Here is a 25,176-nt window from a genome sequence, read left to right on the forward strand (position 1 = left end):
CGCCTGCCCCCGCTCTTCTCGGCACACGGAGAGGAGAAGCAGGTGAAGGTCGTCAAGGTCTTCAACAACAACGTCGTCCTGGGCATGGACGAGCGCGGGTGCGAGCGGGTGCTGCTCGGCCGCGGGCTCGGCTTCCAGGCGACGCCGGGCGACGAGGTCGACGCCGACCGCATCGAGCGGCGGTTCGTCCCGAGCTCGGCCGCGAACGCCGACCGCATCGCAGCCTTCATCGACGAGATCCCGCTCGCGGACATCGAGCTCACCGAGCGCGTCGTCGACCTCGCGCGGGAACGTCTCGGTGCCAACGTCACCGAGCACGTCCTCGTACCGCTGGCCGACCACATCAGCTTCGCCCTGAGGCGTGCCGCGCAGGGCGCGGAAGAGATCGAGTACCCGCTCCGGTGGGAAGTCCAGCACCTGTACCCGGCCGAGGTGGCCGTGGCAGGGGAGGCACTGGACCTTATCGAGCGTGAACGAGGGGTTCGTCTCGCGACCGTCGAGACCGTGCCGCTCGCGCTGCACCTGGTCAATGCGCAGCTGGGCGCACCCGACCTCAGCACGACCGTCCAGATGACCAAGGTGCTGCGCCGGATCCTCGCGCACATCAGCGGGGAGTACGGGCTGCAGATCGACGAGGGCTCGGTCGAGGTCGCTCGGTTCGTCACGCACCTGCGCTACCTCTTCCTGCGTGAGCAGCGCGGCCACAAGCTCAGCGGCACCGCTGATGCCCTGCACGAGGCGCTGCGCGGAGCGCGGCCGCGAGAGTACGTCACCGCGGGGCGCATCGGGACGTTGCTGGGGGAGGAGTTCGACTGGTCGATCACCACGGACGAGCTCCTCTACCTCGCGCTCCACGTGAGCCGGCTCGTCGACGTGGGTGCCCCACGTCGTGACGACGGGTCGGTGCCGTGACGGACGGTGCCGTGCGCGGCGGCGCAGCGAGCACCGCTGCGTCCCTGCTCGCGGCCGTGGGCGGCGGAGAGAACGTCCAGGCGCTGACCCACTGCTGGGCACGGTTGCGCTTCGTCCTCAAGGACCGGGCGGCCGTGGACCACGCGACCGTCACAGCACTCCCTGAGGTCGCGATCGCCGTCGACCAGCAGGGCCAGTACCAGGTCGCCCTGCGCGCAGGGCTGCTCGAGACCTACGACGAGCTCATCACTCTCATCAACGAACACCAGGAGGATCACCATGGCTGAGCGAACAGTCGCTGTCGCGGCACGAGTCGGGCTTCACGCACGCCCCGCGATGCTGTTCACGCAGGCGGTGTCCGCATGCGGGGCGGACGTGACGATCGCGCGACCCGGCGCGACGCCCGTCGATGCGTCGAGCATCTTGTCCGTCATGGGCATGGGTGTGAAGAACGGCGACGAGGTCGTCCTCGCGAGCGAGGACGAGTCCGTCCTCGACGGTCTCGTCGAGCTGCTCGACACCGACCTCGACGCGAGCTGAGGGCGGCAGGGATGCGAGAGATCGTCGGCGTCGGGGTCGGTCGGGGTGCGGTCACCGGTCCGGTGGCGCGAGCCCACCCGGCGCCTCACCTTCCGGTGGACCTCCCCGTGCCCGACGACCTTCCTGCGGCAGTCGAACGGGTCGAGGCGGCGTTCGCCGAGGTGGCGAGCACGCTCCAGGCGCGTGCGGACGTCGCGACCGGAACGCTCGGTACGGTGCTCGGTGCGACCGCGGCGATGGCACGCGACCGCACGATGTGCCGGCAGGTGGTCTCCCGGGTCCAGGAATGCACGGCACCGTCCGTCGCCGTGCATCAGGTGGTGGACCAGTTCGTCGAGATGTTCCGCGCGGCAGGGGGATACATGGCCGATCGTGCCACCGATCTCCTCTCCGTCCGGGACAGGGTGGTGGCCCTCCTGGAGGGCCTGCCAGAGCCGGGAGTCCCCGCCCTCGAGCGGCCCTCGGTCGTCGTGGCCGAAGACCTCTCGCCCGCGGACACTGCGGCGCTCGACCTCACGAAGGTGCTCGCGATCGTCATCGAGCAGGGCGGACCGACCGGCCACACGGCGATCATCGCTGGGCAGCTCGGGCTGCCGTGCATCGTGCGGGCGACCGCCGCAGCCTCTCTCGTCGACGGCGAGGACGTCGCGGTGGATGCCGCGCGCGGCATCATCACGGTCGCGCCCGACAGCGCGGTCCGTTCGGCTGTGGACGCACGACGCGCCTCGCTCGCCTCGCTCGCGGAGAACACCGCGGACGGCGCGACGTCCGACGGGCACGGCGTCCAGCTGCTCGCCAATATCGGTACCGCTCAGGACGCCGAGCGGCTCGTGGGCGCGAGCGTCCAGGGAGTCGGGCTGTTCCGCACCGAGGTGCTCTTCCTCGACGCCACGACGGCGCCGACCGAGGACGAGCAGTCAGCGGTCTACGCTCGCGCGCTGACGGCACTCGGTGACCGGAAGGTCGTCGTCCGCACGCTCGACGCTGGTGCGGACAAGCCGCTCGCCTTCGTCACGCAGCCGGGGGAGGAGAACCCTGCCCTCGGTGTCCGTGGCTACCGGCTGGTCCGCACGGCGCCGCAGCTGCTCCAGACCCAGCTCGCGGCGATCGCCCGCGCGGCCGTGGACACCGGCGGCGACCCCTGGGTCATGGCGCCGATGATCACGACGGCCGACGAAGCCCGTGACTTCGCGGCGCTGGCACGTGGAGCCGGGATCGCCCGGGTCGGCGTGATGATCGAGGTCCCCGCTGTCGCTCTCCGCGCGCACGAGGTGCTCGCCGAGGTCGACTTCGTCTCGATCGGGACGAACGACCTCGCCCAGTACACGATGGCCACGGACCGGCTCCGCGGCGAGCTGCTCGATCTCCTCGACATGTGGCAGCCGGCGGTCCTCGACCTCGTCGCGACGGTGGCCCGTGCAGGGACCGATGCGGGCAAGCCCGTCGGGGTGTGCGGCGAGTCGGCAGCCGACCCGGTCATGGCCCTGGTCCTCGCGGGCATGGGCATCACCTCCCTGTCGATGGCGCCGGCGGCGATCCCCTCTGTGCGGTTCGCGCTGGGGGCCCACTCCATGACGACCTGTCGTGCCGTGGCGGCTGCCGCACGGTCGGCGCGGAGTGCAGCAGCCGCGTACCGTGCTGCGCTCTCGCTCGTCGAGCCCGAGGTGCGCGAGGTGCTGGCGCTCACGTGAGTCCCGCACCGGGACAGGCGGCCGGGCTACTTGCCGTCCGGCCGCCGGCGGTGGTCCTCGAGCGTGGTGACGTTCGTCTCCACGGCCGCCTCCCACTTCGAGAAGTCGGGGACGAGGCCCATGATCGCGTCGAGCGGGGCACCGTGCTCGCTGCAGAGGTCGACCGTCACGGTGCGGTTGTTGTGCGTGACGTCGTACTGGGTGACGAGGCGCTCGAGCGAGCTGCACTTGTCGCACACCGTGATCTGAATCCTCGCCATGGAACCCTCCTTGCCCCTGCGTTGCGTGTCGCGCATTGATACGTGTGTTGCAGACGTTTGGCGCAAAGGTACCAGTCTGGTCACGATCATGGTGGTGTCGGCGTGGGGGATGTGTACGGGTTTGCCTCTCAGGCAGGGTGCCCTCGGCCCGGAACGCCTCGAGCTGGTCGTACGGTGTACGTGACCGTCCGGGCGGATCTGCCCTCCGAGATCGACAGGAAGTCGACCATGCCGCGTGACACCGCCCCCCGTGACCCCGCGAGATCGGTCGCGCTCCTCTGGGGAGCGGGCCCGAGGCCCGGACGGACCGGCCTGGACGTCGCCACCGTCGTGGCCGCGGCGGTCACCATCGCCGACGCCGACGGTCTCGCTGCGGTCTCCATGCGGCGGGTCGCCGACCATCTCGGGGTCGCAGCGATGTCTCTCTACACGTACGTCCCGGCGCGCAGCGACCTCGTCGACCTCATGGCCGACCGCGTCCTCGACGGCCTCTACGAGAACGTCGACACGCTCGCGCGTCTCGGTTCCTGGCCCGACGCGCTGCGGGCGATGGCCGACGCCCGCTGGCGGCTGTTCGGCGCCCACCCCTGGCTGCTCGACCACGGCTCCGCGCGCCCCGTCCTCGGCCCCAGCACCCTGCTCACCTACGAGACGGAGCTGCGACCCCTCGACGGCACCGGTCTCACCGACGTCGAGATGGACGCCGTCGTCACGCTCGTCCTCACGCACGTGGCCGGCGCGGCACGCGCCCGGGCCGACGTCCTGCGCGCCGCGACGGTCTCCGGGCTGTCCGACGCCCAGTGGTGGGAGCGTGTGAGCCCCGTCCTCGCCGAGCACGTCGACGCGTCGCAGCTCCCGGTCTCCAGCCGCGTCGGCAGCGCGACCGGAGCGGCCTACGACGCCGCGACCTCGCCCGACCACGCTCTCACGTTCGGCCTCGAACGACTCATCGACGGCGTGGGTGCGCTGCTCGCGGGACGGGATGCACCGCCCGCTCGCTGAACCACGTTCAAGCCTCGTCTCCCGGTGGGGTACGGTCGGGCGTCGTCGAGCGGGACCGCTCCGGCAGCGCCCTGCCCACGAACCCGCACGCCCACGCAGTGCTCGCCACGAGACTGCCCACGGAGAGGACACCGGTGGCCCTCACCCAGCACGACGTCCTGCGCGGCGCCCTGGCGCTCCTCGACGAGCACGGGCTCGCTGCGCTGACGATGCGCCGGCTCGCGACGTCGCTGGGGATCCAGGCCGGCGCCCTCTACTGGCACGTCGCGAACAAGCAGGCCCTCCTGACGGCGCTCGCCGACGAGATCCTCGACGGCATCGAGGCCGGCCTGCCGATGGGGGACTGGGACACCCGCATCAACGAGCTCGCCCACCGGCTGCGCGCGGCCCTGCTCGCCCACCGCGACGGAGCGCAGCTCGTCGCGACCGCCTATCCTCCGCGGACCGGGCGCAGCAGCACCATGACCCTCATGGCCGGGGTGCTCACCGACGCAGGCTTCACGCCCGCCGAGGCGCAGCTCGCCGCGCTGACGCTCCTGCACTACGTCCTCGGCCACACCGCCGACGAGCAGTGGGTCGGTGCAGAGGCGGTGCCCGGCGAGCCGGGCTCCGCAGAGGCAGAGAACGTCACCCCGGCGCCGCAGGAGCTAGCCGGTGCTACCGCCCGCTTCGGCTTCGGTCTGAGCGTCTTCGTCGACGGGCTGCGTGCCCGGCACGTCTGACGGCACCACGAGGGTGCGCAGCATGACGAAGTCGTCGTGCACCTCGGAGCCCACCGTGAAGTGCTTGGTGCCGACCACCGCGAAGCCCGACTTCTCGTAGAAGCGACGAGCGCGCACGTTCTGCTGGTTCACGCCGAGCCACAGCGCGTCGTGGCCAGCGCCCACGGCGTGCGCGACGACCTCGTCCATGAGCACGCGCGCGACCCCTCCGCCGTGCTCGGCCGGCAGCGCGTAGAACTTGCTGAGCGTCAGCGGCGCGCCGGCCGGGACGACCGCGGCGACCTCCGGGTCGGTGATCTCCTCGGTCACGAGCATCGCGTACGCGACCGGCACGGCATCGCTCCGCCCGGCGCCGGGTTCCGGCGCGTCGGACGTCTCGGCGAGGAGGATCGTGTGGGTCGGGTCGGTGAGGAACGCGGCGAAGCCACCCGGGGACAGGACGGTGGCGAGGAACTCGGCGATGTCCTCCGGTTTCGTGCCTGGCGGGCACGCGAGCGGGAAGGTGTGCGCGGCGAGCATCGCCAGCGCAGGCGCGTCGGCACCGGTCGCGATGCGCGTGGTGATCATCGGGCGAGGTCCTCGACGACCTGCACCCCGGGGAAGGATGCGAGGAGCTCACCGGGGAGCGCGATCTTCGAGCGGCGGACGCCCGAACCGATGACGATCCACCCGTCGGCCGCAGCGGCGTCGAGGAGGACGAGCCATCCCACGGGCAGCCCGATCGGCGTGATGCCGCCGTACTCCATCCCGGACTCCTCGACCGCGCGCCCGGTCGGCACGAAGGAGGCCTTGCGCACGTCGAGCAGCTTCTTGATCGCGCCGTTGACGTCCGCCCGCGTCGAGGCGCGGACCGCCGCGGCGGCCGTGCGCTCGACCCCTTCGCGCTTGCCTGCGACGAGGACACAGTTCACCGAGGCCTCCATCGGGATCTCGTACCGCTCGCTCATCGCGGCGGTGTCGGAGACCTCGGGGTCGATCTCGGCGACGCGCACGTCCGCCGCCACCGACGGGTCGTGGCGAGCCCACTCCAGCAGCGCGGCGTGCGTCGGCCCCGCGAGGAGCTCGGGGTGATCGACGGCGCGGAGCCACGTGAGGGTACCGAGCGGTGGCTCGGTCGGCGTGGCCGGCTCGGCCGGGGCGTCTGCTGGAGCGGGCTGGTGCTGTGCCATGCGGGCAGGCTAACCCAGCTGGAAGGTTGCCGTCAGGGTCGCCCGCGCGATGGTGTGGAAGACGGCCTTGAACGCCACGAGGGTGGCGCCGTCCTCCGGGTCGGCGTCGAGCGTGTCGACGTCCAGCGCGTGGACGGCGAAGACGTAGCGGTGCGCGCGGTCACCCTTCGGCGGGGCGGCACCCGAGTAGTCGAACTCGCCACCGTCGTTGCGCACGTGGAACGCCGCACCGGGAAGCATGAGGTCGCTCGAGCCGTCGCCCTGCTCGAGCTCGGTCACGTCGGTCGGCAGGTCGACGACCGTCCAGTGCCACCACCCTGCGGGCGTCGGGGCGTCAGGGTCGAACACGTTGAGGAGGAAGGACTGTGTGCCGGCCGGGAAGCCGGACCACGACAGGTGCGGCGAGGTGTTGTCGCCCGACTGGGCGAACGCGGGATCGAGAGCGGCCCCGTCGGTCAGGTCGTCGCTGGTGAGCGTGAAGGACGGGACCTGCGGCAGGAGCGAGTACGGGTCGGGAGGCACTGGCCTGGTGAGTTCCATGGCACCCATCATGCGGGGTCGGCCGCCGACTGTGCACGACGGACATGCTTGCGGGCGTGCTCGATCGCCTCGTCGAGGTCGTCGAACACGTGATGACGACGCTCGAGCTCGGCCAGCGCCCCGACCGAGGCCATGACGTTCCGGTGCTCCGGACGCAGACCCTTGACGAGGACGGCCACCCGGTGACGCGCCAGGTCCTGGACCAGCTGGGCGAGGGCGTTCGCCCCGCTCGCGTCGAGGATCGTCACGTTCTTCAGGCGCAGGACCACCACGTGGACGTCCGTCACCTCGAGGAGCTCGTCGAGGAAGCGGCGTGCGTCCGCGAAGAACAGCGCGCCGTCGATCCGGAACACGGCGATGTGCTCACCGAGGAGCTGCTGCTCGTCGTCCGCGCTCACCTCTGCGTCCGGGACGGGGACCCGGTCGAGACGGCTCGCCCGGGCGAGCGCTCGCAGGGCGAGGAGGATCGCCGCGAGGACGCCCAGACCCACGGCGGTGATGAGGTCGAACGCCATCGTGGCGATCGCCGTGAGGGCGAACACGAGGGCGTCGGGCCGCGTGGAGCGCAGGATCGAGCGGGCCGTGCGGAGATCGATCATCCGCAGCGCGGTGACGACGAGCACTCCCGCGAGCGCGCTCAGCGGGATCTGCGCCACGAGCGGCGCGGCCGCGAGGACGATCACCGCGAGCGCGACGGCGTGCGTGATCGTGGCGACCCGGGTGCGGGCGCCGGAGCGCAGGTTGACGGCCGTGCGGGCGATCGCGCCGGTGGCGGGCATGCCGCCGAAGAAGCCGCTCGCGATGTTCGCCATCCCTTGGCCGAAGAGCTCTCGGTTGGGCTGGGTGCGGGGGATGTCGTCGGCCATGCCGTCGGCCACCTGGGCGGAGAGCAGGCTCTCGAGTGCTGCGAGCGCGGCCACGGCGAGGGCGGCGGACACGAGGGCCCGGACGGTCGCGAGATCGGTGCTGGGCATCTGCGGGGCGCCGAGGACGGACGGGAGCGCGCCGATGAGGCGGACGTCGAGGTCGGCGAGGCGGGCGACGAGCGTCGCGACGACGATCGCGACGAGCGAGGCGGGCAGTGTGCGGCGCACGCGGGTGACACCGAGCATGACGGCGACGACGAGGAGGACGAGGCCGAGCGCTGGCAACGACGCCCGCCAGTCGGTCCCGGCGAGCGTGCGCACGGCGACGACGGCGGTGTTCTCGCCCTCGGCCGGGGCGGTGTCGAGGGCGAGGGGGACCTGCTGGAGGAAGATGATCGCGCCGATGCCGAAGGTGAAGCCCTCGACGACGGGCCAGGGGATGTAGTGCACGAGGCGTCCGAGGCCCAGGAGCCCGACGGCGACGACGACGATGCCGGCCATGATCGAGACGACCACGACGGATCCGGGACCGTGCTGGGCGACGACGGGGACGAGGACGACGGTCATGGCGCCGGTGGGGCCGGAGACCTGGAGGTTGGAGCCGCCGAGGACTCCTGCGACGAGCCCGGCGATGATCGCCGTGATGATCCCGGCGGTCGCGCCCACGCCGGAGCTCACGCCGAAGCCGAGTGCGAGCGGCAGGGCGACGACGGACACGGTCACCCCGGCGACGAGGTCGCCGCGCCATGAGCGGCGCAGCCCGGCGTAGTCGCTGCGGCGCGGGAGGGTGCGCGCGGCCAGACGGTCGCGGGCGAGCTGCCAGCCGTGGTTCGCCTCGCTCACCTGGCTCACGGTGTGCCGTCGCTCTGGTGGTCGCGGTTCTGCTGCTCGTCGTCCTGGTGGAGGAGCGCGGTGAGCGCGTCGGTGCTCGTGCCGAGCGCCTGGAGGAGCACGGCTCGGGCGACGGTGAGGAGGTTCGCGACCTCGGGGTGGGCGAGGCGGTAGGTGACGGTGTTGCCTTCCCGCTGGGCGGTCACGAGGCCGGAGCGGCGCAGCACGGACAGGTGCTGGGAGAGGTGGGAGGCCTCCATGCCGGTCTCGACGAGCATGTCGGCGACGGCGCGGGGGCCGGTCACGAGGAGCTCGAGCGCGCGGACGCGCACGGGGTGGGCGAGGGCCTTGAAGAGCTCGGACTTGAGCTCGTGGAGCGGGGTGTCGACGCCGAGGGCGTGGAGTGGCATGGGACGCCTCTGTGTTTGATGACTTGATGGATTCATCAATCGTACGCCTGACGTCGAGCATCCGTGCAGGACCTCGGCCTGCCGCCTCGCCTTCCCCCGATGGTCGACCGGGTGAACCTCACCGCGCGCCGTCAGAGGGTCGCCGGGTGACGTATCGTTGTTCGAACAAGTGTTCGAACGCATGAGCGGACGCAGTCACGATCCGAGCGAGAAGGGGGAGGCACGATGTCCGCCCAACCCGTCATGGACGACCCCTCGAGCCGGGTCGCCCGAGCCCGCGCCGCGCTCCGCCGCGCCGAGGAGCTCACCGGCGCCCGGACCCTGAGCATGGTCTCTCCGTCTGGCACGGACCTTCCGTCCGGCACGGCTCCTTCGTCTGAGGCCGATCCTCCGTCCAGCGCGGCGTCTCGGCCGGTCGTCGTCGGTGTGCACGGCCCCTCGGCTCGTCCGACGCTCCCGGCGCTCGGCCCCGCTGCGACGCTGACGAGCGACGAGCGGCCACCGCTGCCCGTCCCGGCGGACCTCGCCGCACTCGTCCCCGGCGGGCTGCGGCGGGGGAGCGCCGCCGTGGTCAGCGGCTCGACGTCCCTCCTCCTGGCGCTCCTCGGCGAGGTCTCACGGGCCGGGTCCTGGGTCGCCGTCGTCGGTGCCCCGGGCATCGGGCTGCTCGCCGTCGCCGAGGCGGGTGTCGACCTCGACCGGCTCGTCCTCGTGCCCCACCCGGGTGTGGAGTCCGCCACGGCGGTCGCCGCGCTGCTCGACGGCATGGACGTCGTCGTCGTCGGCCCGCGGGCGGTCCTGCTCGACACCGACCGGCGACGCCTCACCTCCCGGGCCCGCGAGCGCGCGAGCGTCATCCTCGCCACGACCCCGTGGCCCGGTGCGCACCTCGTCCTCACCGCCGAGCGAAGCCAGTGGTCCGGCCTCGGTGCGGGGCACGGGCGGCTCCTCTCGCGGCAGCTCACCGTGACCCGCACCGGACGGGGGAGCGCGGGGAACCGTCAGCAGCAGGAGATGTGGCTCCCGGCCGCCCGCGTCCCGGCGAGCAGCACCCACCCGGCGGCATCCCGCGCACCCGGGACGGTCAGCATGCCGCGGACGACCGGTGGCGCGCGCACCTCGGTGTCCTCGGTGCCGCGGCCGCCCGAACCTCCGCACCTCGCGAGGGTGGGCTGAGACGTGGCCGACACCGCGCACCGGACCGCCGTCGTCTGGGTCCCCGACTGGCCCGTGCTGGCCGCCATGCGGGCAGACGACGTCTCTGCCGGCACGCCCTCCGCCGTCCAGGACGGACGCCGGATCACCGCTGTCTCGGCGCTCGCCCGCGCCCAGGGCGTGCGCCGGGGCATGCGCCTGAGGGCGGCCCAGGAGTGCTGCCCCGACATCGAGCTGCTCCCCGTCGACGAGGGCCGGGACACCCGGGAGTTCGAGCCCGTCGCCGTCGCCGTGGAGACCCTCGTGGCCGGCCTGGAGATCGCCCGCCCAGGCCTCGTCCTGCTCCCTGCCGGAGGAGCGAGCAGGTATCACGGCTCGGAGGAGAACCTCGCCCGGCGTCTCGTGGAGACCGTGGCCGAGCGCACCGGTCACGAGAGCCAGGTGGGGATCGCCGACGGGATCCTCGCGGCCGTCCTCGCGGCACGGACGTCGCAGATCCTCCCGCCGGGCGTCTCGGTCGACCACCTCGCCCCGCAGCCGCTCGAGGCGCTGCTCCACGCGTCGACGACGCCGCAGGCGGTGGCCGAGGTCCGCGAGCTCATCGACCTGTGGGGCCGGCTCGGCCTGCGCACGCTGGGCGACCTCACGGCGCTCGCCGAGGCGGACGTCCACACGCGCTTCGGTGCACAGGGCCGGTGGGCGCACCGGCTCGCCCGCGGCGCCGACCTGCGCCCGCCCGCACGCCGGCGCATCGAGGCGGACATCGAGGTGGGCTGCGTCCTCGACCCGCCGGCCGAGCGCGTCGACATCGCGGCCTTCGCCGCCCGCTCGCTCGCCGAGGAGCTCTACACGCTCGTCCTCGAGCGCTCTGTGACGTGCGGGCGCATCCGCATCACCGCCCGCACCGAGTCCGGGACCGACCTCGTGCGGACCTGGCGCACCGACGACGGCGCCCTCGGGGGCCTCTCCGCCGCCCGCATCACCGACCGCGTGCGCTGGCAGCTCGAAGGATGGTTGTCCGCTGCCCGCCGCGGCGGGGACGACGACGACCCCGAGCCCGCCGCGCTCGTCCGGCTCGGCATCACGGCCGAGGACGTGGCCCCCGCCGGCTCGCAGCAGGGCCGCCTGTGGGGAGCGGCGAGTGGCCAGGACCTGCGGGCACGGCGCGTCACCGAGCGCGTCCAGGGCATCCTCGGCGGGGACGCCGTGCTCAGCGCGAGCATCCAGGGCGGCCGCGGGCTCGTCGACCAGATCCACCTCGTCCCCTGGGGTGACGCCGACGCCGCCGTGCGCCCCGTCGACCGCCCGTGGCCCGGACGCCTGCCCGAACCCGCCCCGGCGACGGTCCTCACCGAGCCCACCCCCGTGCAGGTCGTCGACGCGACCGGGCAGCTCGTGGGCGTCAGCGTGCGCCTCGCCCTGAGCGGGGAGCCCGCCGCGATCATCAGCGAGGACGGCACACGCCCGGTCAGCGGCTGGGCCGGCCCCTGGCCCGTCGCGGAACGCTGGTGGACGGGCGAACCCCAGCGCCGCGTCTACGTCCAGGCCGTGCTCGACGACGGGAGCGCCCTGCTGCTCGCGTGCACCGGCGGCCGGTGGACCTGCGAGGCCCTCTATGACTAGACGGCCTGAGCGCCCACCTGCCTACGCGGAGCTGCACGCGCACTCCGCCTTCAGCTTCCTCGACGGCGCGTCCCACCCCGAGGAGATGGTCGCCGAGGCCGTGCGACTGGGGCTGTCCGCGCTCGCGATCACCGACCACGACGGGCTGTACGGCGTCGTCCGCTTCGCCCAGGTCGCCCGCGAGGTCAGTCTGCCCACCGTCTTCGGGGCCGAGCTCCACCTGCCCGGCCCGGACGGCGCGCTCGACGCACCTACCGGCATCCCCGACCCGCGCGCCTCGCACCTGCTCGTCCTGGCCCGCGGCCCCCAGGGGTACCGCAACCTCTCCAGCGCCATCGCCACCGCGCACCTGGCCACCGGGCACAAGGGCGCGGCCGACTACACCCTGGAACGCCTCGGCGAGCAGGCCGCGGGCGAGTGGCTCGTCCTCACCGGGTGCCGCAAGGGTGCCGTGCGCCAGGCGCTCGGAAGCGGACGAGCCTCGTGGGACCCGGCTGCGGCGCGCACCGAGCTCGACCGGCTCGTCGCGACCTTCGGCCCCGACAACGTGGCCGTCGAGCTCACCGACACCGGAGACCCCTTCGACGGCGAGCGCAACGACCTCCTCGTCGAGCTCGCCGAGGCGGCGCACCTGCCGTACGTCGCCACCACCGGCGCCCACTACGCCCGCCCGCAGGACGCCGACCTCGCCGCCGCCCTGGCCGCCATCCGTGCCCGGTCCTCGCTCGACGACATGGACGGCTGGCTGCCCGCCGCGCCCACCGCCCACCTGCGCTCCGCCACCGAGATGCTCGCCCGGCACCGCCGCCACCCGCGCGCGGTGCCCACAGCCGCGGCGCTCGCGGCCGAGTGCGCCTTCGACCTCGCGCTCGTCGCCCCGAACCTCCCGCCCTACCCCGTTCCCGCCGGGCACACGGAGGCCACGTGGCTGCGGGAGCTCGTCGCCCGCGGGGCGCTCGACCGCTACGGCCCCCGGGAGTCCGAGCGGATCCCCGGCGCCTACGCGCAGATCGACCACGAGATGAAGGTCATCGAGGAGCTCGACTTCCCCGGGTACTTCCTCATCGTCTTCGACCTCGTGGAGTTCTGCCGCGTCAACCGCATCCTCGCCCAGGGCCGCGGGTCGGCAGCCAACTCGGCGGTCTGCTACTCGTTGGGGATCACCGCGGTGGACGCCGTGCGCCACGAGCTGCTCTTCGAGCGGTTTCTCGCTCCCGAGCGGGACGGCCCGCCGGACATCGACGTCGACATCGAGTCCGGACGCCGCGAGGAGGTCATCCAGTACGTCTACGAGAGGTTCGGGCGCACCCACGCCGCCCAGGTCGCGAACGTCATCTCCTACCGTCCGCGGTCGGCGGTCCGGGACGCGGCGCGCGCGCTCGGCTACGACGTCGGGCAGCAGGACGCCTGGAGCAAGCGCATCGAGCGCTGGGGCTCGCTGCGCCCCAGCGTCGACCCCGCCGGCCCCGCTGCCCCCGCGCCCGCGCGCCCGGCCGCACCGCCGCCCGGCATCCCGACGGCGCGGGTGGACCGCTCGCAGGCACGGGACGGTATGTGGCCGCTGCCGCCCGAGACCCAGGGCGGCGACGTCGACGGCATCCCCGACCCCGTCGTCGACCTGGCCGAGCGGCTCCTGCGCCTGCCCCGGCACCTCGGCATCCACTCCGGTGGCATGGTCATGTGCGACCGCCCCGTCATCGAGGTGTGCCCCGTGGAGTGGGCGCGCATGCCCGGGCGCACCGTGCTCCAGTGGGACAAGGAGGACTGTGCCGACGCCGGGCTCGTGAAGTTCGACCTCCTCGGCCTCGGCATGCTCACCGCCCTGCGGATCGGCTTCGACCTCGTCGAGGAGCACGAAGGGATCCCGCTCACCCTGCACGGACTGCCCGAGGACGACCCCGCGGTCTACGACCTGCTGTGCGCAGCGGACACCATCGGGGTGTTCCAGGTGGAGTCGCGCGCCCAGATGTCCACGCTGCCCCGCCTCCGGCCACGGACCTTCTACGACATCGTCATCGAGGTCGCGCTCATCCGCCCCGGCCCCATCCAGGGCGGCTCGGTGCACCCGTACATCAACCGGGCCCGCGGCCGGGAGAAGGTCACCTATCTCCACCCGCTGCTCGAGAAGTCCCTCTCCAAGACACTGGGCGTGCCGCTCTTCCAGGAGCAGCTCATGCAGATGGCGATCGACGTGGCCGGGTTCACGCCGACAGAGGCGGACCAGCTGCGCCGGGCGATGGGCTCGAAGCGCTCGACCGAGCGGATGGAGGCCCTCCACGGCCGGCTGCTCGACGGCATGGCGGCGAACGGGATCAGCACTCCAGTCGGCGAGCAGATCTTCGACAAGCTCAAGGCCTTCGCCGACTTCGGCTTCCCCGAGTCCCACGCCTACTCCTTCGCGTACCTCGTCTACGCGAGCGCGTGGCTCAAGGTGCGTCACCCGGCGGCGTTCTACGCCGGTCTGCTCGCCGCCCAGCCCATGGGCTTCTACTCCCCGCAGTCCCTCGTCGCCGACGCCCGCCGGCGCGGGGTGTCGGTGCTGCGCCCCGACGTCGCGGCCTCCGGCGTCCAGGCGGGCCTCGAGCGGGTCACCGGGCCGGGGCAGGCCGTCGGGTCGGAGCAGGCGACCGGGCCGGAGCAGGCGGCCGGCGAGCTTGTCGTGCGCATGGGCCTGGCCTCGGTGCGCAGCGTGGGGGAGGACGTGGCGCAGAGCATCGTCGACGAGCGCACCTCGGGCGGGCCGTTCGTCGACCTGCGCGACCTCGCCCGCCGGGTGCGCCTGAGCACCACGCAGCTCGAGGCGCTCGCCACGGCCGGGGCGCTCGACTGTCTCGGTGTGGACCGCCGCGAGGCGCTCTGGGCCGCGGGCGCGCTCGCCCAGGAACGCCCCGACACCCTGCCCGGAGTCTCTGTCGGGGTAGCGGCCCCGATGCTCCCGGGCATGACCGAGATCGAGACCTCGGTCGCCGACGTCTGGGCGACCGGCGTGAGCGTCGACTCCTACCCGACGCAGTACGTGCGCACGAGCCTCGAGGCTGCGGGCGTCCTCACGGTCGGGGCCACCTTCACGCACGAGGACGGACGACGGATCGCCGTCGCGGGCGTCGTCACCCACCGGCAGCGGCCGGGAACGGCGCGCGGGGTGACGTTCCTGTCCATCGAGGACGAGACGGGCATGCTCAACGTCATCTGCTCGCCGGGCCTGTGGCAGCGGTTCCGCCGGGTGGCGCGCACGTCCGCCGCTCTCGTGGTCCGTGGACGCATCGAGCGTGCGGACGGGGCGACCAACCTCGTCGCCGAGCATCTCGCGCCCCTGTCCCTGCAGGTTCGGACATCTTCACGAGACTTTCGCTGATGAGAGGGTTTTCAGCCTTCTCTTCTACCCAGGCATGGCTACTCTGAACTGATGCCTTCGATCGGTCCTCTCGTCGCGTACCCGCTCACCCCACGAGGGGAGGACGGGCGATTGCTGACCGGCTCGTTCGAGCGCCTGGTCGACGCGGCGATCACGGCGGGTGCCAGCGCCGTCGGAGTCCTCGGAAGCACCGGCGGTTTCGCCTACATGCCGCGCAGCGCACGCAAGCGCATCGCGCGCAGCGCCGTCGAGGTCGCCGCAGGACGTGTCCCGGTCATCGTCGGTGTCGGTGCCCTGAGCACCGCCGAGGTCGTGGCCAACCTCGCCGAGGCCCACAGCGCCGGGGCGAGCGGCGCGTTGCTGCAGCCGATGGCGTACCAGCCCCTGCAGCCCGAGGAGATCTACGGGCTCTACCGCGACGCGTCGTCCTCCGCGGACATCCCCATCTGGGTCTACAACAACCCGGGAACCACAGGACACCGGTTCGGCGTCGACGAGCTCGCCCGGCTGGGTCGGCTGTCGAGCGTCGCGGGGTTCAAGGATCGCGGTGCCAACGGCGCCGACATCAAGGACCGCATCGAGAAGATCACCGCCGAGCTGCCGCAGCGGACCGCGAAACGACTCGACTGGGGCTTCAGCGGGGACGGTCTCGGCGCGCAGATCCTCCTCTCCGGCGCCTCCGCGTGGCACTCGAGCCTCGCCGGTGTGCTCCCCGAGATCTGCGTGGCGATCACCCGCGCCGCCACGTCCGACCGCGCCACGGAGGCGCGTGCGCTCCAGCGCCAGCTCACGCCGCTCGCGATCATCGTCCGCCAGTACGGCGGCATCCGCGTGTCCCACGCGATCGCCCAGATCCTCGGGCTCGATCCCGGTGCGCTCCCGAAGCCGTTGCTCCCGCTGCCGCCTGACGCGCGCACGCTCGTCCAGATGGCCGTCGCCGCGATCGACGTCCCCAAGCCGCCCGCTCCGAAGCGCCAGCGCACCCAGGCGACGACACCGACCGACGACGAGACCCGGGACGCCGGCACCGCCGAGCCCGCCGGAGCGGCAGGGCGTCACTCCGGCTGAGACCGCAGCCACCGTGTGATCACCGTCGCACCCGCTGTGCTCGACCGGCCCGTCGACTCTGTCGTCGGCAGAGATGTCCTAGGGTCGTCCCATGCGCAGCGTGGAGATCGTCGAGTCCTGGCCCGTGACGAATGCCTCGGTGGCGGTGATCTCGGCCGCCGGTGACGTGCTCGGCTCCCACGGAGACCTCGACCACGTGTACCGCCTCGCGTCGGTGACGAAGCCCCTCACGGCGTACGCGGCGCTCGTCGCCGTCGAGGAGGGCGTCGTCGAGCTCGACGACCCCGCCGGTCCGGAGGGTGCCACCGTGCGCCACCTGCTCGCCCACACCTCTGGGTACGACTTCAGCGAGCGCACCGTGCGGGCCGCACCGGGAGCGCGGCGCATCTACTCGAACACGGGTTTCGAGGTGCTCGCCGAGACGATCGAGACGCGCTCGGGCATCGGGTTCGCCGACTACGTCCGCGACGCGCTCCTCGTCCCGCTCGGCATGACGTCGACGTCGTGCACGGGCTCGCCGGCCGCCGGAGCGTCGTCGACGGTCAACGACCTCGTCCGCTTCGCCAGCGAGCTCCAGAACCCCACGATCCTTCACGCGTCGACGGTGGCCGAGGCCACCTCGGTCGTGTTCCCCGGACTCGACGGCGTGGTGCCCGGCTTCGGCCGCCAGACGCCGAACGACTGGGGCCTCGGCGTCGAGATCCGGGGTGAGAAGTCGCCGCACTGGACCGGGGCGACCAGCTCCCCGAGGACTTTCGGTCACTTCGGTCAGTCCGGCACGTTCTTGTGGGTCGACCCCGAGGCGCGGCTCGCGTGCGTCGCGCTCACGGACCGCGACTTCGGCCCGTGGGCCGCTGAGGTGTGGCCTGCGTTCACAGACGCTGTGCTCGCAGAGGCCGCCGGAACCGGCGGCTGAGGGGGCTGATCGCCCGCCCGACCTCCGCGCTGCTCGTCTCCCGGTAGACGCCGGCGGCGACGAGGACCTGCGCCGCGATGTACGTGAGCATGACCCAGAAGCCGTGCCGCGGGAGGTCGTAGCCGTCGGCGAACGCGTCGAGGGCGATGAGCGAGTCCGAGACGAGGAAGATCGCCCCGCCCGCCCAGACGAGCGTGTTGACGCCGGTGGAGAGCACCGCCATCGTGACGAGGGCCAGGCCGTAGACGACGACCGGCACGAGCAGGGCGTCCGCCCCGGGTGCGCACGCGACGACGAGCGCGAGGAGCGCGACGAGGTAGGGGACGACGAACCAGCGTCGGTGCGCCCTGGCTGACCGTGAGCCGAGAGCCAGGACGCTGCGGTCGCGGTACGGCCAGAACGCTGCGACGAGCACCACCTGCGCCACGAGGAAGAACCCCACCATGACGAGGAACCCCGCGCCCTCGGAGGCGAGATCGGGTGCCGTGTCGCCGAGCCACGAGGCGACCAGCGCCACGAGCGTGAGCCGGACGAGCCGTGGCCTGCGGGATCGGCCGGCAGGTGGTCGCGTCCCGTGTGGTCGAGTCGCCGCTGCGAGCGTGAGCGCCAGGAGCGGCATGAGGAGCCACTGCGACCACCCCGCGAGCGTCTCCTGACCGCCCAGGTGTGCGCCGAGGTGGACGAGCGCGACGAGTGCGAACGCCGCTCCGGGGAGGAGGGCGAGCCGACGGGTCTGCGACATGCAGGTCTCCTTCGATGCGATGCAGTGTGGGCACGACGCCCGAGATGTGTCCCGTCTGTGAACGAGCCCTGTGGGAAGTATGTCTGTATCGTGTGCGAATGCCGTCTGTCATCGCCGACATCGCGGCTCGTGTCCGACTCAGCATCCTGGAACGGGGCTCCACATGCGCTCGAGACTCTCCGCACCACGCACCATCCTGGCGACGGCTCTCGCCACGTCGCTCGCTGCGACCGGTCTCGTGGCCGGTACCGCATCCGCGAGCACCGACCCGGCCGACGTGCCGTCCTACGGGACGCAGGCATCGATCGACCCGGACGGCACCGTCCTCTCCCCGCGTCTGCTGGACCTCGAGGGTCGCATCTCGGTCTTCGTGCAGACCGAGGGAGAGAGCGCGCTCGCCGTGGACCAGCGGGCCAAGCAGACGCAGCGCGCACCTGTGGCGGGTCAGTCGGCGCAGGCCCAGCAGCGGGCCGACGAGATCGACGGCACCGCCGACACGATCGAGTCCGAGGTCGTCGCCGACGACCCGTCCGCCGAGGTTCTCTACGTCGCCCGGTACACCGTGCCCGGCGTGGCCATCTCGGCCGATGCAGACGCGATCCGCCAGCTCGTCGATCAGGACGACGTCGTGAAGATCACCCCGATCGTGCCGCGCTCGACCGGGCTGCCGCAGGACGTCGACCCGGCGAACGCATTCTCGGCCGAGCTCGTGAGGTCGCTCGACACCTGGACCCAGACGGGGCAGACGGGCGCAGGCGTGACGGTGGCCGTCATCGACACCGGCATCGACTACACCCACGCGGACTTCGGCGGCCCCGGCACGATCGAGGCTTACGAGACCGCCGTCGACACGACGGACGCGCCTGCCGAGGGCTGGTACGACCCGGCGAAGTACCTCGGCGGCTACGACTTCGCGGGCACCACCTACAACGCGACCCCGTCGAGCCCGGACTACCAGCCCGTCCCGGTGCCGGACGCCAACCCGATCGACGGCCCCGGAGAGGGCCACGGTACGCACGTGTCGGGAACAGCGCTCGGCTACGGCGTCACCGCCGACTCGACGACGTTCCGCGGCAGCTACGCCGAGCTCACGGCCGAGGCGCTCGACACCTTCGTCGTCGGTCCCGGGTCCGCGCCCCTCGCGGGCCTCTACGGGCTCAAGGTGTTCGGCGACTACGGCGGGAGCACCGACGTGGTCGGCGCGGCGCTCGACTGGGTCGGCGAGTCCATCGCGAACGGCAACCAGGTCGACGTCGTCAACATGTCTCTCGGCAGCGACTACGGCACGGTCGACGACCCGGACAACGCCAAGGTCGTCGCCCTCATGGACCACGGGGTGCTCCCCGTGATCGCGGCGGGCAACGCCGGCGACCTCACAGACATCGCGGGCAGCCCCGGCAACGCTGGGCGCGCGCTGGCCGTCGCGGCCACCTCGAGCGGCCACGGCCTGCTCGACGCCATGGCCGTCACCGCCCCGGCCGAGCTCACGTCCGGCTCGCCCTACGCCGGCCAGTACTCGGCGAACTTCCACGGCGAGTTCACCGTCGCCGGGACGGTCTCCGTTCCGACGGACCCGGAGAACCTCGACGGGTGTGCCCGCTTCGGCGACGCGGACGCCGCGCTGCTGGCGGGCAGGATCGCCTGGCTCGAGTGGGACGACGACGACGTCGCGTGCGGTTCGGGCGCGCGTTTCATGAACGCGGCCGCGGCGGGCGCCACGGGCGTGATCCTCACGTCCGAGCTGAGCATCTTCGAGTCCGGCATCGCCGGGAACTTCGCCATCCCGGGCATCCAGCTCACGGTGGTGGGGTCGGAGGCGCTGCGGCCCGCGGCGCAGGCCGGCACGCTCGAGGTCGAGCTCCGCAGCGACCTCAAGCACACCGTCGAGGTCTACGACGGAGCGCTCGAGGACACCCCGGCGAGCTTCACGTCCCGCGGCGTCCACGGGTCCTACGGCGACGTCGTCAAGCCCGACGTCGCCGCGCCTGGTGTCTCGATCGGCTCCGCCGGCTCCGGCACCGGAACGGACCTCGCCGTGAGCAGCGGGACCTCGATGGCCACCCCGATGACCGCAGGTGTCGCAGCGCTCGTGGCGCAGGCGCACCCGTCGTGGACGCCTGACGACCTCAAGGCCGCGATCATCAACACGGCCACGCACGACGTGCGCGAGGTGGACAGCACGCAGACCTTCGCGCCGCTGCGCGTCGGCACGGGGCGCATCGACGCCCTGCAGGCGGTGACGAGCACGGTCACCGCCGCGTCGGTCGACAGCGGCGGCCTCGTGACGGCGTCCTTCGGCGTCGTCGAGGTGGGCGCCGCCGTCGAGGAGCAGCGCACCGTCCGGGTGACCAACCGCGGCGAGACCGCGGCGACCTACTCGGTGGCCTACGTGCCGCGGACGACGATGCCGGGCGTGACCTACTCGCTGAGCACCGACTCCGTGACGGTCGCACCGGGGGAGGAGGTCGACGTCACCGTCACTCTCTCCGTCCCGGACCCGACGGCCCTGCGCAAGACGATCGACCCGACGATGGAGTCCGTCCAGGACGACATCGTCCGGCAGTTCGTCGCCGACGCGTCGGGCATCATCGAGCTGACGCCGGGCCCGGACGGGGTCTCGCAGCTGCGGGTCGCCGTCTACGCGGCACCCGAGCCCGTGAGCGACATGGCTGCAGCAGCCCCCGTCGTGTTCCCGGGCAAGAAGGCCGAGACTGCTTGGCTCCGGCTCACCGGGCGCGGGCTGGCCCAGGGCGAGGGTGCCGAGGCGTACGTCTCCCTCCTCGCACCGTTCCAGCTCGGCATCGAGGACCCGGCGGAGACGTTCCCCGAGGGCACCGCGCTCCAGACGCTCACGGGCCTCGACGTCCGCTATGTCGGAGCGTCGACCACGGCGCCGCAGCTCACCGACCCGTCCCAGGGCACGGTGTCCTTCGGCATCGTCACCGAGGGGAACTCGGCAAGCCTGTCGCCCACCGGGTACCCGGTGGTCTCCATCGACGTGAACACGGACGGGACGGCCGACTACTCCACCTATGTCACGAAGCTCGGCGCGGTGGACGTCGACGTCGCGGTGACGACCGTGGCGGAGACGGGTGAAGTCGTCGACATCCAGCTGGTCAACGTCCAGCCCGGAGGGCTCGACGCCAACCTCTTCGACACGAACGTCATGGTCCTGCCGGTGAGCCTCGCCGCCATCGGCTTCACCGCAGCCTCGACGAGCACGCAGATCTCCTACAGCGTGCACACGGAGTCCTACTACGCTCCCGGCTACCGGGACGACCCGCAGAACGTCGTCGTCGACGAGACGGACGCCGCGACGTTCGACGTCTTCACGCCCGCGCTGTGGTTCGGCACGAACAGGGACGGAGCGAGCGAGTCCGTCGTCTTCCAGGACACGCCGGGCACGGTGGCCGTCAACCGGAGCGTCGAGAGCCGCTGGCCGCACCGCGCCGGTGCGGGCCGTGGGTCGCCGAAGGTGGAGCCGCAGGTCCTCCTGCTCCACCTGCACAACGCGAGCGGAGACCGCGCCGAGATCGTCGCGACCTCCACGAGCAAGGGATGGCCGCCGAAGCCGCCCAAGCCCACTCCCGCCCCGACGCCGCCACCGACGACGGGTCCCTGCAAGGCCAACCCGCCGCGGCACCCGCACTATGTGGAGCAGGGGCACAAGCGCCCGTGCCGTTCTCCTGAGCGGTGCTGCTCCGGCGGGCGGTGAGCGTGGCGTGAGGCACTGAGAGACCAGCGAAGGCCCGGTCCGTCACGGACCGGGCCTTCGCGCTAGCATCCGGAGCATGACCGGACAGCTTGCCTGGCGCTGGTGCTACGACCTGCTCGCCTCCCGCGGTCGCGGGGACCAGTGGTCGTTCATGAACTATGGCTATGCGCCGTCCGATCCGGGGGCGCAGGTGTTGGCGCTGGACGCCTCGGAGACGGCCGACCGCATGTGCATCCAGCTCTACGACCACGTCGTCGCACCCGTGGACCTCGCAGGCAAGGACGTCGTCGAGGTCGGCGCAGGGCGCGGCGGGGGCGCCCAGTGGATCAGCCGTCACCGAGGCCCGCGCACGACGACCGGCGTGGACCTCTCCGACCGTGCGGTGCAGCTCTGCCGTCGCCACCGGTCCGGGCCGGGCCTGACGTTCGTCCAGGGTGACGCGCTGCACCTGCCCCTGCCCGACGCGTCGGTCGACGTCGTCGTCAACGTCGAGTCCTCCCACTGCTACAGCTCGGTCCCGGACTTCCTCCGCGAGGTGCACCGGGTCCTGCGGCCGGGCGGCGCGCTGCTCTTCGCCGACCTGCGTGACCGCCAGGAGATCGACACGCTCGTCGAGCAGCTCGAGACGAGCGGGCTGCGGCTGGTCTCGCGCCAGGACATCACCGCGGAGGTGCTCGACGCGCTGCGCATCGACAGCGACCGCAAGGCGACGCTCATGAGGACGTGGTTCCCGCGGCCGGTCCACGGCCTCGTCGCGCGCTTCGCCGCGCTGCAGGGGAGCAGGACCTACCGGCGCTTCGAGGACGGCGACCTCGTCTACGTCAGCGCGCACCTCGTCCGCCCGTTGACTGAACCGCGGCTGAACCGCGACTGAGCGACGACCGGGCGAGCGAGGTCCGGCTGGAGACGACTCCGGGTGGAGACGACTCCGGGTGGAAACGACGAAGGCCCTGACCCTTGCGGGTCAGAGCCTTCATCATTCGCTGTCTCAACGAGTGTCCGGAGGGGGACTTGAACCCCCACGCCCGTTAGGGCACTAGCACCTCAAGCTAGCGCGTCTGCCATTCCGCCACCCGGACAGGTGGACCTTCGAGGCCGCTTGGCGTCCTCTTGGGTGCGTCGGAAAATCTAGCACGGTTTCTGCGCCGAGCATGAATCCGCGTCCGGGTGCACACTGGCTCTGGCTGCGGGAGGGTCTCCGGACGCCTTGTCGGATGGTGTGCCGGACGGCCAGAAGAGTAGTGTTTATGCAGGTCACACGGGCGTATATCGGGCCCACGGGCAACACGGGGAGAACGCATGGCAGTCCAGCGCGTCCGCAGCTCTGCTGTGAGGAGGAACACAGCCTCCATCCGTCCGCCCGCGCCGGAGAGCCACGATGCTGTGCCGGGCTGGTTGCGCACCGCGGCCGCCTGGTCGTGGCGGCTCCTCCTCGTGGCCGCCGCGATCCTGCTGATCTTCATCGCGACGTCCCGTGTGCAGATCGTCTTCGTCGCGCTCTTCATCGCTCTCGTCTTCACCGCGGTGCTGCGGCCGCTCGTCGGCCTGTTCGCGCGGGTCATGCCGCGCAGCCTCGCGACGGCGCTCGGGATGTTTGCCGGGCTCCTCGTCGTCGGTGGGCTCGTCACGTACGTCATCGCGTCGGTCGCGGGCCAGTGGCAGTCGCTCTCCGACCAGTTCGCGTCGGGCACCGACCAGATCTTCGAGTTCCTCGAGGACGGGCCCCTCCCGTTCACGATCACCACCGACGACTTCCACGGCTGGGTGGAAGAGGGCCAGGAGTGGGTGCAGCAGCACGCCGGCGACATCGCCGGGACCGCCTTCGAGCAGGTCGGGACAGTCGTCAAGGTGTTCTCGACGATCGCGCTCGCGATCTTCTGCACCGTCTTCCTCCTCGCGCGCGGCGAGAACATGTGGATCTGGTTCCTCAACCAGCTCCCCAGCGGGACCCGCGAGACGTGGAAGGTCGCCGGCGGCGCCGGCTGGTACACCTTCTCCGGCTACACGCGAGGCACCGTGATCGTCGCCTTCTCGGACGGGTTCCTCGCCGGGGTGCTGCTGACGATCATCGGTGTGCCGCTGGCCGTCCCGCTCGCGGTGCTCGTGTTCCTCGGCGGCTTCATCCCGCTCATCGGCGCCCCGCTCGCGATGGTCATCGCGATGGTCGTCGCCCTCGCTGCGGACGGCATCGTCAAGGCCGCGATCGTCGGCATCGGCATCGCGCTCATCGGCCAGTTCGAGGGGCACGTCCTCCAGCCGCTCGTCATGGGCAAGCAGGTCTCGCTGCACCCCATGGTCGTCGCGCTCGTCGTGACGGGCGGGACGCTCCTCGCCGGGATCCTCGGTGCCGTCATCGCGGTCCCGCTCGTCGCCGTCGCCTGGGCGGTGTTCTCCAAGCTCCACAGCCCCGACCCTCCGATGGACGAGATCGAGGAGGGCGATCTGGACACGCTCGCGGACACTCCTGCGGGCGCCGACGACGAGACCGAGGAGATCTGATGCGGATCGGTGTACCGACAGAGGTCAAGAACAACGAGTTCCGCGTCTCCGTGACGGCCACGGGGGTGCACCAGCTCACCGCGCACGGTCACGAGGTCGTCGTGCAAGCAGGAGCCGGTGCCGGGTCGGCGGTCTCCGACGCCCAGTACGTGGCTGCGGGTGCGCGGATCGTCGACACCGCGGCCGACGTGTGGGCCCAGGCGGACATCGTCTGCAAGGTCAAGGAGCCTGTCGCGTCCGAGTTCGGCTACCTGCGACGCGGGCTGACGCTCTTCACCTACCTCCACCTCGCAGCGAGCCTCGACTGCACACGCGCCCTCCTCGACGCGGGCACCACCTCCATCGCCTACGAGACGGTCCAGCTGCCCGACGGCTCGCTCCCGCTCCTCGCACCCATGAGCGAGGTGGCCGGCCGGCTCGCCACGCAGATGGGGGCCTACCACCTCATGCGCACCGGGGGAGGGGCCGGGATCCTCATGGGTGGCGTCCCGGGCGTCCGCCCTGCGCGCGTCCTCGTCCTCGGCGGGGGGACGGCCGGGCGCAACGCCGCCCAGATCGCCCACGGCATGCGTGCCGACGTCACCGTCCTCGACCTCTCCGTGCCCGTCCTGCGGGACCTCGACCGAGAGTTCGGCGGCCACGTCCGCACCGTCGTCTCCAGCCCGCTCGCGATCGAGGAGGAGGTGCTCGCCGCGGACCTCGTCATCGGCGCGGTCCTCGTCCCCGGCGCCAAGGCTCCCCGGCTCGTCTCGAACGAGCTCGTCTCACGGATGCGGCCGGGGTCCGTGCTCGTGGACGTCGCGGTCGACCAGGGCGGGTGCTTCGAGGACACCCGCCCGACGACTCATGCCGACCCGGTCTACCCGGTGCACGGCGCCGTGCTCTACGCCGTCGCGAACATGCCGGCCGCCGTGCCGGTGACGAGCACGCAGGCGCTCGCAGGCGCGACGCTGCCCTATCTCGTCGCGCTCACCGGCAGAGCGGGCGACCACGACCCTCTCGCGCAGGTCCTCACCGCGCTGCGCTCCTCCGCCCCGCTCGCTCGCGGTCTCATGACGCACGACGGCCGGCTCGCGAGCGCCGAGGTCGCCCAGGCGCACGGGCTGCCGCACGACGACGTCCTCGGTCGACCTGACGACCGTTCTCCCGTATGAATGGAT

Annotated in this window: 22 protein-coding genes and 1 tRNA gene; 15 read left to right on the plus strand and 8 right to left on the minus strand. The window is 72.2% G+C overall.

The annotated features are described in order from the left end of the window. The first annotated feature begins 42 nt into the window (after nt 1-42). The 4 genes from ABKW26_RS03985 to ptsP are packed head-to-tail and all read left to right on the plus strand — an operon-like array spanning nt 43 to nt 3,143. The gene (locus ABKW26_RS03985) at nt 43-912 is read left to right on the plus strand and encodes a PRD domain-containing protein (protein ID WP_348591145.1); all 870 of its coding nucleotides are present in this window, start codon (nt 43-45) and stop codon (nt 910-912) included. Next, nucleotides 909-1,199 carry a PTS transporter subunit EIIB gene (locus ABKW26_RS03990; protein WP_348591146.1) on the plus strand — a complete coding sequence of 97 codons (291 nt, stop codon included), beginning with the start codon at nt 909-911 and terminating at the stop codon, nt 1,197-1,199. Before ABKW26_RS03985 ends, ABKW26_RS03990 begins: the two co-directional genes overlap by 4 nt. Beyond that, nucleotides 1,192-1,452 carry an HPr family phosphocarrier protein gene (locus ABKW26_RS03995; protein ID WP_348591147.1) on the plus strand — a complete coding sequence of 87 codons (261 nt, stop codon included), beginning with the start codon at nt 1,192-1,194 and terminating at the stop codon, nt 1,450-1,452. The genes ABKW26_RS03990 and ABKW26_RS03995 overlap by 8 nt, the downstream gene beginning before the upstream one ends. An 11-nt stretch (nt 1,453-1,463) precedes the next feature. Further along, nucleotides 1,464-3,143, plus strand: a complete 1,680-nt coding sequence (gene ptsP / locus ABKW26_RS04000; RefSeq protein ID WP_348591148.1) for a phosphoenolpyruvate--protein phosphotransferase — start codon at nt 1,464-1,466, stop codon at nt 3,141-3,143. 26 nt (nt 3,144-3,169) lie between these two features. On the opposite strand, the gene ABKW26_RS04005 is transcribed toward ptsP, so the two are convergent. Then, nucleotides 3,170-3,403 carry a hypothetical protein gene (locus ABKW26_RS04005; protein WP_348591149.1) on the minus strand — a complete coding sequence of 78 codons (234 nt, stop codon included), beginning with the start codon at nt 3,401-3,403 and terminating at the stop codon, nt 3,170-3,172. Between the two features lie 228 nt (nt 3,404-3,631). On the opposite strand from ABKW26_RS04005, the gene ABKW26_RS04010 reads away from it, so the two are divergent. Both ABKW26_RS04010 and ABKW26_RS04015 read left to right on the plus strand, forming a co-directional pair. After that, entirely contained in the window at nt 3,632-4,405 is a 774-nt protein-coding gene (locus ABKW26_RS04010) for a TetR/AcrR family transcriptional regulator C-terminal domain-containing protein (protein WP_348591150.1), read from the plus strand. Nucleotides 4,406-4,539: 134 nt separating this feature from the next. Continuing rightward, nucleotides 4,540-5,127, plus strand: coding sequence for a TetR/AcrR family transcriptional regulator C-terminal domain-containing protein (locus ABKW26_RS04015; protein ID WP_348591151.1), 588 nt, complete (start codon nt 4,540-4,542; stop codon nt 5,125-5,127). Here the strand turns inward: ABKW26_RS04015 and ABKW26_RS04020 are convergent. From ABKW26_RS04020 to ABKW26_RS04040, 5 genes are read right to left on the minus strand one after another with little or no spacing between them, the layout of a single operon-like run. Continuing rightward, nucleotides 5,053-5,694 carry a GNAT family N-acetyltransferase gene (locus ABKW26_RS04020; RefSeq protein WP_348591152.1) on the minus strand — a complete coding sequence of 214 codons (642 nt, stop codon included), beginning with the start codon at nt 5,692-5,694 and terminating at the stop codon, nt 5,053-5,055. The two genes, ABKW26_RS04015 and ABKW26_RS04020, sit on opposite strands and share 75 nt — an antisense overlap. Continuing rightward, nucleotides 5,691-6,296 carry a YbaK/EbsC family protein gene (locus tag ABKW26_RS04025; protein WP_348591153.1) on the minus strand — a complete coding sequence of 202 codons (606 nt, stop codon included), beginning with the start codon at nt 6,294-6,296 and terminating at the stop codon, nt 5,691-5,693. Before ABKW26_RS04025 ends, ABKW26_RS04020 begins: the two co-directional genes overlap by 4 nt. Nucleotides 6,297-6,305: 9 nt before the next feature. Then, nucleotides 6,306-6,836, minus strand: coding sequence for a YbhB/YbcL family Raf kinase inhibitor-like protein (locus ABKW26_RS04030; RefSeq protein WP_348591154.1), 531 nt, complete (start codon nt 6,834-6,836; stop codon nt 6,306-6,308). Nucleotides 6,837-6,844: 8 nt separating this feature from the next. After that, a complete protein-coding gene (locus ABKW26_RS04035) occupies nt 6,845-8,545 on the minus strand; it encodes a SulP family inorganic anion transporter (protein WP_348591155.1) in 1,701 nt (566 codons plus the stop codon). A gap of 5 nt (nt 8,546-8,550) precedes the next feature. Further along, nucleotides 8,551-8,943, minus strand: coding sequence for a metalloregulator ArsR/SmtB family transcription factor (locus tag ABKW26_RS04040; protein ID WP_348591156.1), 393 nt, complete (start codon nt 8,941-8,943; stop codon nt 8,551-8,553). A gap of 225 nt (nt 8,944-9,168) precedes the next feature. Here ABKW26_RS04040 and ABKW26_RS04045 point away from each other — a divergent pair, with 225 nt between their 5' ends. The 5 genes from ABKW26_RS04045 (at nt 9,169) to ABKW26_RS04065 (ending at nt 17,060) form a co-directional block, all read left to right on the plus strand. Further along, nucleotides 9,169-10,119 carry a hypothetical protein gene (locus ABKW26_RS04045; protein ID WP_348591157.1) on the plus strand — a complete coding sequence of 317 codons (951 nt, stop codon included), beginning with the start codon at nt 9,169-9,171 and terminating at the stop codon, nt 10,117-10,119. Between the two features lie 3 nt (nt 10,120-10,122). Continuing rightward, a complete protein-coding gene (locus ABKW26_RS04050; protein WP_348591158.1) occupies nt 10,123-11,721 on the plus strand; it encodes a DNA polymerase Y family protein in 1,599 nt (532 codons plus the stop codon). Then, nucleotides 11,714-15,076, plus strand: coding sequence for an error-prone DNA polymerase (locus ABKW26_RS04055; protein ID WP_348591159.1), 3,363 nt, complete (start codon nt 11,714-11,716; stop codon nt 15,074-15,076). Before ABKW26_RS04050 ends, ABKW26_RS04055 begins: the two co-directional genes overlap by 8 nt. A 51-nt stretch (nt 15,077-15,127) precedes the next feature. Next, nucleotides 15,128-16,144, plus strand: coding sequence for a dihydrodipicolinate synthase family protein (locus ABKW26_RS04060; protein WP_348591160.1), 1,017 nt, complete (start codon nt 15,128-15,130; stop codon nt 16,142-16,144). A 91-nt stretch (nt 16,145-16,235) separates the two neighbouring features. Continuing rightward, the gene (locus tag ABKW26_RS04065) at nt 16,236-17,060 is read left to right on the plus strand and encodes a serine hydrolase domain-containing protein (protein WP_348591161.1); all 825 of its coding nucleotides are present in this window, start codon (nt 16,236-16,238) and stop codon (nt 17,058-17,060) included. On the opposite strand, the gene ABKW26_RS04070 is transcribed toward ABKW26_RS04065, so the two are convergent. Continuing rightward, the gene (locus tag ABKW26_RS04070; protein WP_348591162.1) at nt 17,017-17,802 is read right to left on the minus strand and encodes a lysoplasmalogenase; all 786 of its coding nucleotides are present in this window, start codon (nt 17,800-17,802) and stop codon (nt 17,017-17,019) included. The two genes, ABKW26_RS04065 and ABKW26_RS04070, sit on opposite strands and share 44 nt — an antisense overlap. Before the next feature lie 163 nt (nt 17,803-17,965). Here ABKW26_RS04070 and ABKW26_RS04075 point away from each other — a divergent pair, with 163 nt between their 5' ends. Together ABKW26_RS04075 and ABKW26_RS04080 are read left to right on the plus strand one after the other, a co-directional pair. Next, the gene (locus ABKW26_RS04075) at nt 17,966-21,517 is read left to right on the plus strand and encodes a S8 family serine peptidase (protein ID WP_348591163.1); all 3,552 of its coding nucleotides are present in this window, start codon (nt 17,966-17,968) and stop codon (nt 21,515-21,517) included. Between the two features lie 76 nt (nt 21,518-21,593). Further along, on the plus strand, nt 21,594-22,391 hold the full coding sequence (locus ABKW26_RS04080; RefSeq protein ID WP_348591164.1) for a methyltransferase domain-containing protein: 798 nt from the start codon (nt 21,594-21,596) through the stop codon (nt 22,389-22,391). 122 nt (nt 22,392-22,513) lie between these two features. On the opposite strand, the gene ABKW26_RS04085 is transcribed toward ABKW26_RS04080, so the two are convergent. After that, nucleotides 22,514-22,596, minus strand: a tRNA-Leu gene (locus ABKW26_RS04085). Between the two features lie 220 nt (nt 22,597-22,816). On the opposite strand from ABKW26_RS04085, the gene ABKW26_RS04090 reads away from it, so the two are divergent. Then, nucleotides 22,817-24,016, plus strand: coding sequence for an AI-2E family transporter (locus ABKW26_RS04090; RefSeq protein WP_348591165.1), 1,200 nt, complete (start codon nt 22,817-22,819; stop codon nt 24,014-24,016). Beyond that, on the plus strand, nt 24,016-25,170 hold the full coding sequence (gene ald, locus ABKW26_RS04095; RefSeq protein ID WP_348591166.1) for an alanine dehydrogenase: 1,155 nt from the start codon (nt 24,016-24,018) through the stop codon (nt 25,168-25,170). Before ABKW26_RS04090 ends, ald begins: the two co-directional genes overlap by 1 nt. Nucleotides 25,171-25,176 lie beyond the last annotated feature (6 nt).

It is taken from the genome of Sanguibacter sp. 25GB23B1, assembly GCF_040012415.1.
In the GTDB taxonomy this organism is placed as follows: domain Bacteria; phylum Actinomycetota; class Actinomycetes; order Actinomycetales; family Cellulomonadaceae; genus Sanguibacter.